We start from the raw sequence: 12,353 nt of genomic DNA, 5'->3' as shown, positions 1-12,353 counted from the left end.
GCTGAGCGCAACCCTCAATTCGGCCGAAAGCCGTGCAGCGAAGATCATCGGCGGTTCTCTTTATTCAGTGGCCGGCAAATGCCTGGGGACACGGCAGGCATTCTCCGCGCGCCTCTATTCATGATTATGTCCTGTCCGGAACAATCTCTACCAGCATTAAATCAGAGAAGAATATAAGGAACCAGCCTCGATATATCAGTTTTGGGGCTTAAATTAATGAATAATTTTTCAAATATATTCCTAAATAAGGAAATTTACTTCCATAAATACACGTACATAAATGGTTTTGCGCTGACAATGCTCCTAGCTACGGGCGGCATCGCGCGCGCGGATACTCTGGAGCAGGCGCTCTCCGCCGCTTATGAAAACAATCCGTCACTTCAAGGCGGCCGCGCCCTCGCCGGCGCCGCGGACGAGGGCCTGGTGCAGGCCCGCGCCGCATATGGACCGTCACTGAATGTCGACATCCGGCATGAATTCACCGCCGCCCGGATTCGCGGCACAGCATTTCCATCCGAAACCGATGGATTTGGCACATCGGCCGCGCTCACGCTCTCGCAGCCGATCTTCACGTCCGGCCGACTTGCCGCCAATGTCGATGCCGCCTCTGCCGCCAAGATGGTGGAACGCGAAAAGCTGCGCACCGCCGGGCAGCAACTGATCCTTGACGTCGTCAATGCCTACGTCTCGCTGCAGCGTGATATCGAACTCTACGGCGTTGCTGTTGAGAATTACGACCTACTTCTTCAACAGCGCGATGTGATCGCCGCGCGATTCCGGCTGCGCGATTCCACCCAACCCGATCTGGATCAGACCAACAATCGCCTGGAACTGGCTGCGGGGCGGGTGATCGTGGCGCGTTCCACGGTGGAAGCCAGCGCCGCGCGCTATCGCAATCTCGTGGGAAGCTATCCGGAAGCGCTGGCGCCCCCGCCCGCTCTACCGAAGCTGCCGAACCTGGAAGTGCTTTATGGCGAAGTGGAAACGCATAACCCCACCCTTGCTGCGGCAAAGTTCACCGAAGCGCGCTCCCGAGCGGTAGTGGGCGCGGGCCGAGCACAGATGCGCCCGCAAGTCAGCGCGTTTGCTTCGGCCAGGCGGGATCCGTTGACACCGTATCAGAATACCCGGCGCGAGGAAGCGGTGGTGGCCGGCGTCAACTTCACGATGTCGCTTTACACCGGAGGGCAGCAGTCGTCGGCAGTGCGCGAGGCGATCGCGCGTAATCAAGCGGACCAGCAGTTCACCGAACAGACGCGGCGCGACATCCGCGAAAACCTTGCCACCGACTGGAGCCTGTTGCAGGCATCGAGCGAGGCCATGCCAAGCTATGACGAAGCCGTTCGTGTCGCGGAGCGGGCGGTGGAGGGTGTCAAGAAGCAGGAGACCTCAGGCATCCGCACCTTGCGCGATGTCCTTGACGTCACCAATGATCTGCTTAACGCGCGCATCGACGCTGCGCAGACCCGCGCCGAAATCTATCTGCGTCAGGTAGCGGTGCTGCGCGATGCCGGGTTGCTCTCAATTGACATGTTCGCGCAGGTCCGCCCTTACGATCCCGATGCCTCACGGGCAGGCATATCCGCGATGGCGGGATTGCCGCTGCGACCGATCCTGGCGCCTTTCGACCGCTCGGTGCTGCAGGAAAAGGTCAGGCAGGCACCCGTCCAGCGGGAAAACTCTGTTCATTATGACTGGTCGCCGATCGGGGCTGCCCCGCTGCAGCCGCTGGCCGGCGCAAGTGAGACCGCGCCTTAATAATTGCGCGCGGCTTTTCGGAATTGAATCGAATCCGAACGAAATCCCCTTCGATTGGCCCTTGCTCAAAATGCTACCGATAGATGACATAGACACGACAAATAGAATGCCGGGTCGCGATGCCCGAAAGCTATAGGGCTGCGCCGACCGGCGACCGAGAATGACGATACCCAGTTATTCAATCGGTTGCATGCGCAATAAAGCTGTTGCCATTCATGAATTTCAGACCATCTTATTAAAACAGAACATGATTTTGAGAGGGCCGCATGGTAAGGATTCATCCTCAGACAATACCTGCGTCGTCACGCGATCTTGGCGAGAGGATTTCGCTTTCGGGCTGGGCTGTCGCCATGGGAGTCAGTCTCGCTTTGTGGTGGCTGATACTGCGCACGCTGCTGTGATCCGGCTGCTTCAGTAGGAACCTCGGGCAAAGACGACGGCGGGAACCGTCTTGCACAGCAACCACGCGTCAAAGGCTATACTTTTGCGCTCGACGTAAGAGACGTCCATCGCCACGCGCCGCCGGTAGGACGTATCGCTGCGGCCGCTCGTCTGCCACAATCCTGTCAGGCCGGGACGAACGCGGCAATAATGGCGGATATAGCGACCGTACCGCGGCACTTCCGCGTCCACAATCGGCCGGGGGCCGACGATGCTCATATCGCCGGCGAGCACATTGAGAAGCTGCGGAAACTCATCGAAGCTAAGCTTGCGCAAAAGCATTCCGATTGGGGTAATGCGCGGATCGTCACGCAATTTGTACGTTGCTTCCCATTCGCGCCGGGCTTCTGGATCGGCGCTGAGATGATCGCGCAAAATGGCGTCCGCGTTTACCCTCATGGATCGGAATTTCAGACAATAGAAATATCGCCCCCCAAGTCCGATCCGGCGGTGTGCAAAGAAGATCGGCCCCGGATCAGTTACGAACAGAACCGCCGCGATAAAAAGCAGAAACGGCGCCACCGCGAGCAGGACGGCGCTCGCCACGGCAATATCGAAGCAACGCCAGGCACCCGATTGCAAAGGCGAGATGGAGCGGCCCGACGCGCTCGTGAAAGGTTCCACGAATGCTGAATAATACGTGGAAACCGTGCATGCAGCGTCAATCGACTTCGCCACTTCCTTCTCCCTCAAGCTTGACATCGAGCCAAGCGTCCGCCCGATAAACGATCGCTATCAGGAGCCATTTCAAGGCAGCAACGAGATTTTCGTTCAATTTGGGCATGATTATTTCTGCGTGGAAAGATTCTTATTTCCTTAAGACTATCTTTCACTGAACGGCTATTTATCCCGTGTCGGAACCGGAACTATCCAGATGAAAGAGCGTACTGAGCCGCCGGTAACGCTCCTCGGCCTCGGATGCGAGATCGACCGGTAAATCAAGTACCGGGTTCTTCTGGATCGGATGGGCCAGCCTGGACTCGATCCGGGTGTGCCGTCCGCTGACCAGCGGATCTCCTCCGCCGCCGCGACGCGACGCCGGCGGGCTGACGTAGCGGTTCTCAAGCGGTGGGCTGAACCCGAACCTACCGGAAACCGCAGAAAGCGCTCTGTCCGGGTCCTGAAGGAGCGCCTCATGCGTGAGCCCGATCCGTCGGAAGCCGGGAAACCTGTGCCACATGCCCTCAAGCGCGGCCAGTCGTTCGACATAGTATTGCGCGGCTTCCGATGCCGTTTCGTACTCCTTGCGGTCGAGGCGAGTGAACAACCGAACGATGGAAGCGATCGCCTGCTCCGGCCTTCGCACGATAAAGATGGCGCGAGCCTCGAAAAATTCGGTGGGGACATCGCAATCATGTCGGGAATGGAGGATCTTGTCGAAAAGATAGTGCGCCTGCGGTCTCCATCCGCCGCGTCGCATCTGATTCACCGCTAGTCGCCCCAATGCGGCGGGACCATCATGGCAAACGTGCGCTTCCCCGTATCCACTGATATCCGGCCGCGAGCATAGGATATTGGAAAGCGCCGTCGAACCGCAACGCATGTGCGCAAGAATGAAAATGCAATGGTGATACCGATATCGTGGCATGGAGCGGCTGAGCAGCCATCCCGCCGTTCTCTTCCCGGATTCCCGCAACACCTGCATCATAGCAAACTGGCCTCCCTATCATGATCGTCCGCACGATAGCGACCGCGGCGGCGCTCCTCGCGCGCAACTACCTCCATCCCGGCGGAAATTCCGGTTCTAGATGCAGTGCCGGATGATAGAAGTGCGTGCAGAAGGGCAATGGGCAGAGAATGGGTACTGACAGGCGATGAGATGATCTGAACCGACCGGTGGATCCGGTCCCTTCGTTCGGCACTTGCATGCGGGGGTCATACCGCTTCGCAAGCGCCGCTCGCGATCCTGTCCAAGGCGTACCGAACATGATGCCCGGCATTGCATTGAAAAACGGTGGTTTGCGTGCCATCGGTCGACAAGGCGGCAGAGCAATCTTCGCTTTTACCGCGCGTTCATTGCAGCAGATATCCACTCTGGTCATCACCCTGCTCGCCGCTCGATTCCTGGTGCCGGCGCAGTACGGCACTTACAGCCTAGGGATTGTCTTCATCGTGCTGGTCCAGACGATGACTTACACCGGCTTCTATCAATTCATTCTTACTGCCAAGGAAGATGATGCGGCGGTGCTGTCCACCTGCTTCTGGCTGATCGTGGGATTGGTTTCGGCCGCCTCGCTGGTCCTGGCGTTGGCGGCCTATCCTCTGGAATGGATGTTCACAGCACCCGGCCTCGGCGGAGTATTGGTGCTGCTTGCGCTGATCCAACCGTTGGCGAGCATCGGCGCGTGGTCTTCAGCCGCTCTGTTGCGGCGCGGCGAGATGACTTTGAATTTCACAATCATGTTCGCGCAGAATCTTGTGGCCCTGGTGGGCGGGGTTGCATTGCTATGGCTTTGGCACTCCCTCTACGCTCTCGTCGCCTTCCGCTATCTGCGCGTGATTTCCGGCGCGATCCTTTTCGCCGTGCTCGGCCGAGACTGGCCGGACCTGGTCTTTCACAAGAATCTCGCAGGCAAGGCCACCGCCTTCTCCGGAGGGCTTTACGGCTCGCGGCTGCTGAATTTTCTGGCGCGCTATGCCGCCGACCTTCTACTGGGCATGTTTCATTCGCCCGCGGCAGTCGGTCTTTACCGTTTCGGCAACCGGGTGGCGACTGGCGCCACCGATGTATTCAACCAGCCCATGAGCAACTTTGCCGCCACCCAATTCGGGTCGGCGGCCAGACGGGATGCTGACCTGGCGACACCTCTCGCCCGCTTTGCCGGCTCGATCACATTGCTGAGCGGGCTGGTCGGCGCCCTTATCATCGTTTTCGCCCCCGATGTGATCGCACTATTCTTCCAGCCATCCTACCTGCCGGCGCTGGTGGTGACATATGCCATGGCGCTGCGCGGCGCGGCCGGTGCAGGGCAGATGCTGGTCGAGCCGGCGTTCGCCGCGCTGGGGCGAACCGCCTGGGTCATGATGTTCGACATGGTGTCAACGGTGATTTCGGTAGCGGCCATCTTCGTCGTTTCTCCCTTCGGGCTTGAGGCGCTGGCGTGGACACAAGCCGCGGTGGTCTTCTGTACGACGGGCTGGGCATTCTATCTGCTGCGCCGGCACGGCAGGATCCGGATTGACGGAGCCGCGCGGAACTTTGCCCTCGCCCTCGTCCTTTCCCTATTTTACGGGCTCGCTCTCCATATCGTTTACGGGCAGTTGTCCCTTCATCTTCAGACCGGGAAGATCGGCATCCTGGGCATAGGGTTGGTGACGGCGACGATCTTCGGGCTGGCTATCCTGGCCGTGGCAATGCGCCTGCGCGTATTCAGCCTTCAGGCATTTTCGGGATAGCGGGGAGGAAGTCTTGGCCGTGAGCGATTGCCCTGTTCAGGCCGTAAAGTCGATGCGCGCCAGTCGCCGCGTACGGCAGATTTCGACGCGCAGTTCTCCCTCACCCGTACCCTCCTCGGGCTCTGCGTCATAAATGAAGGTATGGCCATTGGGGTCTTCCCAATCGGCGACGGTCATCAGCCGGCCCTCTTCGGCAAGCCAGAGCCCCTTGCTTGGAAAACGCGCGAAGGATCGAAGCCGCGCGTGTCGCCTGACGGAAAGTTCGGCGACATAGTTTTCCAGGTCCGCATCGCGGTTCTCCCAGTCCATCCAGCCGATGACGTTATCCTGGCAATAGGCATTGTTGTTCCCTCGCTGGCTGCGCCCGGCCTCATCGCCGGCGGTCAGCATGATCGTCCCGGTCGAAGCGAACAGCGTGCCCAGCATGGCTCGCAGGTATTCCTTGCGCGCGGCCCGCACGGCCGGATCGTCGCTGGGTCCTTCAACACCGTTATTCCAACTGAAATTCTCGGTATGCCCATCGCGATTGTCTTCCCCGTTCGCCTGGTTGTGTCGGCGCTCGTAGGAAACGACATCCGCCAACGTGAAACCATCATGCGCGGCCAGGAAATTCACAGCGCGGCAATCCGAATGCGGTTGATGAGGGCCGAACACGTCCGATGAACCCGCCAGCCGCGTCGCCAGCACGCCGATGCCCTCCTCCCCCTTCCAGAAGCGGCGCACGTCATCACGAAAGCGGTCATTCCATTCGAGCCAATGCGCCGGAAAGTTGCCAAGCTGATAGCCACCGGGACCGACATCCCACGGCTCGGCAATCAAGATGCGGTCCGCCAACAGCGGATCGTCCTTGATCTCGGTAAAGATCGGCGCGGCCGGATCAAAGCCGGGACCGCGCGCCAGGACCGGGGCCAGATCGAAACGGAACCCATCAACGCCGCAACGACTGACGAAATGGCGCATCGCGTCCAGCGTGAGGCGCCGCACTGCCGAGTTGGCGAAGTCAAGCGTGTTTCCGCAGCCGGTATCGTTAATCAGCGCCCCGTCCGGCGCATGGGCATAGGCGTCGTTATCAAGGCCGCGCAGGGACAGAACACCACCTTCGACATCGCTTTCGCCCGTATGATTGAAGACCATATCCAGCAGCACGCCGATTCCTTCAGAATGAAGCGCACGCACGGTGTCGCGCAGTTCCGCCACACCACCGGGACAAAGACCGGGATCAAGCGCCATCGGGGCGACCGGGTTGTACCCCCAGGCGTTCGCGAGACCGAGGGGCGGCAGATGCCGCTCATCGATCCAGGCTACCACCGGCATCAGTTCGACGACTGCGACGGACAGCTTCTTGAGATGCGCGATGACCGCCGGATGCGCCAGCGCAGCGACGGTGCCGCGTAAATGCTCTGGCACCTCGGGATGGAGCATGGTGAAACCACGCACGTTAAGTTCGTAAATCAGATTTCCATGCCGGAACCGGGGCGGCTCCTGCGGCAGAGTGCCTGCCGGTGCGGGCACGATAGCGCGCGGCACGATGTCAGCCGTATCCTCTCCGTATAGCGCGAGGCGCGGGTTCTGAACGAAACGTCGATCCAGCTCCGTGGCATACGGATCGACCAGCAGCTTGGCCCGATCGAACCATAAGCCCTGCGAAGGCGCCCATTCGCCCTCCGCACGATAGCCGTAGTGGGTGCCCGAAAGGTCTCCGAGCATCTCGATCGCCCAATCCTGGCCTTGCCGCGACATCGCATGACAGGTTTCCGCTTCTCCCGCGAATAGGCAAAGCCGCACCATTTCGGCACGCGGCGCACGCACCGCAAAGCGGGTCATTCCACCGCGGACCTCGGCCCCCAGCGGATTCATGCCGTGAGTGACCGATAGAGATCGGCGTAGGATGCGCCGCTGGCCTTCCAGGAGAAATCACACTTCATTGCGTTCTTCTGGATGCGTCGCCAGACCTGATGCTGATCGTAAAGCGCAACGGTACGGGTCAGCGCGGAGATTAACGCGTCATAGCTGACGCCATCGAACTGAACGCCGGTGGCGCAACCGGCGGCAAGTGCGGCAGGGTTAGCATCAATCACCGTATCGGCCAGACCACCGGTGCGGGAAACCACGGGCAGGCAGCCATAGGCAAGGCCGTAAAGCTGCGTCAGTCCGCAAGGCTCGAACCGCGAAGGGATCAGGATCGCATCGCCACCGCCCAGCATTCGGTGCGAGAGCTGTTCATCGTAATGAATGCGAATGCCGATCCGCTCCGGATGGCGTGCAGCCGCTGCGCGCAATGCTTGCTCGATCGATGCCTCGCCCGCACCAAGCAAGGCAAGACGTCCGCCGATGCCGACAAGATGATCGATCACCCCTGAAAGGACGTCCATGCCCTTCTGCCAGGTCAGCCGGGAGACGACGATGAACAGCGGCCCATCGCTTTCGGCCAAACCGAACTCTGCCTCCAAAGCGCGCTTGTTAAGGAGGCGCCTCTCCAATGTACGGTTCGTATAACGCGCGGTAAGGGCCGTATCGCCGGCCGGATTCCACAAGTCTGTGTCGATACCGTTAAGGATGCCCCGAACTGCGTTGCCCCTTGCTGCGACGAGTCCTTCCAATCCCATGCCGAATGTCGTCGAACGGATTTCCCGTGCGTAAGTCGGGCTCACCGTGGTCACAGCATCGGCGCAAGAGAGACCGGCTTTCAACATGCCGATGCCTCCGTGATATTCAACACCGTCGATCGCCCATGCCGAAGCAGGCAAGCCGAGCTGAGCGAAAACCTCTCGGTCGAACCACCCTTGGAAGGCCATGTTGTGGATCGTCACTATCGCGGGCACGCGCTCATTCATCGGGGCGTACCGGAGATAAGCCGCCGCCATGGCGCCTTGCCAATCGTGCGCGTGAAGCAAATCGAAGTGCCGCGCTTCGCCCCCCTGAACTATGGCACCGCAGGCAATTTCCGCCGCCGCCCGGCCAAGCGCGGCGAAACGCCGCCAATTGTCGGGCCAGTCGCGCCCGGCCACGTCGGAATATGGCCCGCCTTCACGAGCATAAAGCGCCGGTGCGTCAAGGACGAGCAGAGGATAGCCGCCGTCCAGTTTTCCGGCCAGCAATCGTGCAGGCGCGCCCAGCAACGAATCCCAGGCGTGAACTGCGCGGCCGCGGCCAAGCGCCTGCATTACCGCCGGGTAGCCCGGCAGCAGCGTAGTCATCTCCACACCATGGGGCTCCAACGCGGCCGGCAGTGCGCCGACCACATCGGCCAGCCCCCCGGTCTTGACAAGCGGCACCGCTTCCGAGGCAACGGACAAAACTTTCAGAGGCGCCAATCAAGCCCTCCCGTGTGTGGAAGAGAGGGCCTTGCGTTTCACGGTCATCCCAATTGGCCGATCATTTTCTTCGTAATCAGGCACACACCGTTCTCCGAACGACGAAAACGGCGCGCGTCAAGCTCGGGGTCCTCACCCACCACCAGCCCTTCGGGAATACGCACGCCGGAATCGAGGATGACACGATTGAGGCGTGCACCGCGACCGATGTTGCAATTGGGCAGGATCACCGCTTCATTAACGCTTGAATAGCTGCCCATCTTCACGCCGGCGAACAGCAGAGAGCGGCGGGCCAGTGCACCTGATACAATGCAGTCCTGACTAATCAGAGAACAGATCGCCTGCCCTCGCCGCCCTTCCTCGTCATGCACGAACTTGGCGGGCGCAGCGACCACCGTATCAGTCCAGATCGGCCAGTCGCGATCGTACATATTAAGCTTGGGCACAGTGTCGGTAAGATCGAGGTTGGCGTCGAAATAGGCGTCCAGCGTGCCCACGTCGCGCCAGTATTCCTCGATCTCCTCAGCTGCGCGGATGCACGAATTGGTAAAGCGGTGCGCTACCGCCTTGCCGTGCTTGACGATGTGCGGGATGATATCACCGCCGAAGTCGCGCTTCGAATCCGGGTCAGCTGCGTCGCGGCGCAACTCTTCGAACAGGAATTTCGTCTCGAACACATATATGCCCATGGAGGCGAGTGCGTGGTCAGGATCACCGGGGATGCCCGGCGGGTCGCGCGGTTTCTCGACGAAAGCGGTGATGGTGTCATTCGCGTCCACATGCATCACGCCGAAACCGGTCGCCTCCGTGCGCGGCACCACAAGGCAGCCCACGGTTACGTCCGCGCCAGAGTTGACGTGCTGCTGCAGCATCAGCTCATAGTCCATCTTGTAGATGTGATCGCCAGCCAGAATCACCATGTACTTCGGTCCGTGGGATTCGATGATGTCGATATTCTGGTAAACCGCGTCCGCCGTGCCTTCGTACCACAAAAGCTCTGAAATGCGCTGGCTGGCCGGCAGGATGTCAAAGCTCTCGTTGCGTTCGGGACGCATGAAGTTCCAGGCGCGGTTCATATGCCGGATCAGGCTGTGCGCCTTGTATTGCGTGGCGACACCGATCCGCCGGATGCCCGAATTGATCGCGTTGGACAGCGCGAAATCGATGATCCGGCTCACCCCGCCGAAGTGAACTGCGGGCTTGGCGCGGTTGTCCGTCAATTCCTTGAGCCGGCTGCCTCTCCCCCCGGCCAGGACATAAGCCATGGCATCGCGCGCAAGGGGTTGTCCGGTAGGCGTCCTCATCTCAGTCACCCCCAAATTCAAGCATGATCGTGGCCAACGGTGGCAGCGTTACCGTGGCGTGCCCGTTAGCGGCCTCCACCCGCCCCAGATTGCCCTTCCCAGAGCCGCCGTAAATGACCGCGTCACTGTTCAGGATCTCATTCCATGTGCCTGCGTGTGGGAGAGGCAGCCGATAGCCTGTGTGCAAGGCAGGCGTCATGTTAGCGATGATCGCAACGGGTTTTGCTCCGGGTGCCTTGCGCAGCCAGGCGAAGACGGAATTTTCAGCATCATCCACGACCAGCCATTCGAAGCCGGCCGTCTCACAATCGCCAGCGTGAAGCGCGGGCCTTGAGCGGTAAAGCTGATTGAGATCCCGCACGAGCGCACGCACGCCTTCATGCGCGGACGCATCGCGCAGTTCCCAATCAAGCGCGCGCGCCTCGCTCCACTCTCGGCGTTGGGCAAATTCCTGTCCCATGAATAGCAGCTTCTTGCCGGGGTATCCCCACATCAACGCGTAGTAAGCACGAAGGTTGGCGAACTGCTGCCAATCGTCGCCCGACATCTTATTCAGAAGCGATCCCTTCCCATGCACGACCTCATCATGGCTGAGCGGCAGGACGAAGTTCTCGGAGAAAGCATACATCAGGCCGAAAGTCAGATCGTCGTGGTGATGGCGCCGGTGCACGGGATCGCGGGCCATGTAGCGCAGCGTATCGTGCATGAAACCCATGTTCCACTTGAACCCGAAGCCAAGCGCGGTGGCTCTCCCTTCGGCGTCGTAAGCGGGCTGAGTGACGCCGGGCCACGCCGTCGACTCCTCGGCGAAAGTGATAAAGCCCGGATGCCCCCCATACAGCGCACGATTCATCGCGCGCAGGAAATCCACCGCCTCCCAGTTCTCGCGCCCGCCCTGCTCGTTAGGTATCCATTCGCCCGTCTTACGCGAATAGTCGCGATAAAGCATCGAAGCGACCGCATCCACGCGCAGTCCGTCGACATGATAGCGCTCTGCCCAAAACAGCGCGTTGTTGATGAGAAAGCTCTGCACCTCGCGCCGGCCGAAGTTGTAGATCAGCGTATTCCAATCGGGCTGGTAGCCCTGCCTCGGGTCTTCATGCTCATAAAGCGCGGTGCCGTCGAAGCGGACCAGTCCATGCTGATCCGTGGGGAAGTGAGCGGGCACCCAATCAAGGATCACGCCGATACCAGCGCGATGTGCGCCGTCAATGAAGCACGCCAGGCCCGCCGGCTCTCCGAAGCGAGCGGTCGGCGCGTAGAGGCCGGTGGTCTGATAACCCCACGAAGGGTCATACGGATGCTCGCTGATCGGCAAGAACTCGATATGAGTGAATCCCATCTCCACCACGTAAGGGATCAGACGATCGGCCAGTTCATCCCAGGTCAGGAACCGGTTCCCATCCTCGCGCCGCCAAGAGCCCGCGTGAACCTCATAGATCGAGATCGGCGCCCTGCGCGGATCGATCGATGCCCAGTGAGCGCCATGCGCTTCATCCCCCCAGTCGAGCTTGGCGGGATGGGCCGTCAGCGAGGCGGTGGCGGGGCGAAGCTCTGACATGAAAGCAAAGGGATCGGCCTTGAGCGGCTGCACAGTGCCGTCCCCACCGACAATGCGGTACTTGTAAGCGCGGCGTTCGCCGATGTCGGGAATGAAGATTTCCCAGACGCCGATATCGCGTCGATTGCGCATGACGTGGCGTCCGGGGTCCCAGTCATTGAAATCGCCCACAAGGCTGACAATCCGCGCATTGGGGGCCCATACGGCAAAATGAACCCCGGCAGCGCCCTCATGCTCGATCAGATGCGCTCCCAGCTTGTCGAACAGGCGGAAATGAGTGCCCTCGGCAATAAGCAGATCGTCGATGGGACCCAGCACGGGACCGAAAGTGTAGGGGTCGGTCAGAACCCACTCGCGGTCTGCGGCGCCGCATGTGTAACGGACCGGCTGCGGAGGACCGTCGAGGCATCCTTCGAACAGGAAGCTGTCATCCACCCTCGCCAGTGCTCCAAGGGGCAACCCTTCGAGGCTGAACGCCTTCGCTTTCTCCGCCCCCGGTAGGATGGCGCGCGCGAAAGTGCCATTGGGTCCGGCATGAGCGCCAAGCAGCGAGAAGGGGTCCGGGTGCGTTCCCTGATA

10 protein-coding genes are annotated in these 12,353 nt (G+C 60.5%); 3 read left to right on the top strand and 7 right to left on the bottom strand.

Annotated elements, in window-relative coordinates; genetic code table 11:
• Window positions 1-297: 297 nt before the first annotated feature.
• Entirely contained in the window at window positions 298-1,758 is a 1,461-nt protein-coding gene (locus V7D69_RS13990; RefSeq protein WP_333606104.1) for a TolC family outer membrane protein, read from the top strand.
• Window positions 1,759-2,024: 266 nt separating this feature from the next.
• Window positions 2,025-2,159: a hypothetical protein gene (locus V7D69_RS13985; RefSeq protein ID WP_324063959.1), complete on the top strand. Its 135-nt coding sequence runs from the start codon at window positions 2,025-2,027 to the stop codon at window positions 2,157-2,159.
• Window positions 2,160-2,169: 10 nt separating this feature from the next.
• Here the strand turns inward: V7D69_RS13985 and V7D69_RS13980 are convergent, their stop codons facing one another.
• The 3 genes from V7D69_RS13980 to V7D69_RS13970 are packed head-to-tail and all read right to left on the bottom strand — an operon-like array spanning window position 2,170 to window position 3,628.
• Complete coding sequence (locus V7D69_RS13980) at window positions 2,170-2,877, bottom strand: sugar transferase (RefSeq protein WP_333606103.1); 708 nt, start codon at window positions 2,875-2,877, stop codon at window positions 2,170-2,172.
• On the bottom strand, window positions 2,861-2,983 hold the full coding sequence (locus V7D69_RS13975; RefSeq protein ID WP_333606102.1) for a hypothetical protein: 123 nt from the start codon (window positions 2,981-2,983) through the stop codon (window positions 2,861-2,863). The genes V7D69_RS13980 and V7D69_RS13975 overlap by 17 nt, the downstream gene beginning before the upstream one ends.
• Window positions 2,984-3,043: 60 nt before the next feature.
• Entirely contained in the window at window positions 3,044-3,628 is a 585-nt protein-coding gene (locus V7D69_RS13970; RefSeq protein WP_333606101.1) for a sulfotransferase, read from the bottom strand.
• 497 nt (window positions 3,629-4,125) lie between these two features.
• Here V7D69_RS13970 and V7D69_RS13965 point away from each other — a divergent pair, with 497 nt between their 5' ends.
• Complete coding sequence (locus V7D69_RS13965) at window positions 4,126-5,595, top strand: oligosaccharide flippase family protein (RefSeq protein ID WP_333606100.1); 1,470 nt, start codon at window positions 4,126-4,128, stop codon at window positions 5,593-5,595.
• 36 nt (window positions 5,596-5,631) lie between these two features.
• Here the strand turns inward: V7D69_RS13965 and glgX are convergent, their stop codons facing one another.
• From glgX to glgB, 4 genes are all read right to left on the bottom strand, one after another.
• Complete coding sequence (gene glgX, locus V7D69_RS13960; protein WP_333606099.1) at window positions 5,632-7,452, bottom strand: glycogen debranching protein GlgX; 1,821 nt, start codon at window positions 7,450-7,452, stop codon at window positions 5,632-5,634.
• On the bottom strand, window positions 7,449-8,909 hold the full coding sequence (gene glgA / locus V7D69_RS13955) for a glycogen synthase GlgA (protein WP_333606098.1): 1,461 nt from the start codon (window positions 8,907-8,909) through the stop codon (window positions 7,449-7,451). Before glgA ends, glgX begins: the two co-directional genes overlap by 4 nt.
• A gap of 44 nt (window positions 8,910-8,953) precedes the next feature.
• Entirely contained in the window at window positions 8,954-10,213 is a 1,260-nt protein-coding gene (glgC, locus tag V7D69_RS13950; protein ID WP_333606097.1) for a glucose-1-phosphate adenylyltransferase, read from the bottom strand.
• 1 nt (window position 10,214) lies between these two features.
• Window positions 10,215-12,353: 1,4-alpha-glucan branching protein GlgB (gene glgB / locus V7D69_RS13945; protein ID WP_333606096.1), on the bottom strand; the 2,139-nt coding region annotated here is incomplete at its 5' end.

This window comes from Novosphingobium sp., assembly GCF_036733805.1.
In the GTDB taxonomy this organism is placed as follows: Bacteria; Pseudomonadota; Alphaproteobacteria; order Sphingomonadales; family Sphingomonadaceae; genus Novosphingobium.
Note: the sequence above shows the minus strand (reverse complement) of the source record. Positions and strands in the feature narration are given on the sequence as shown.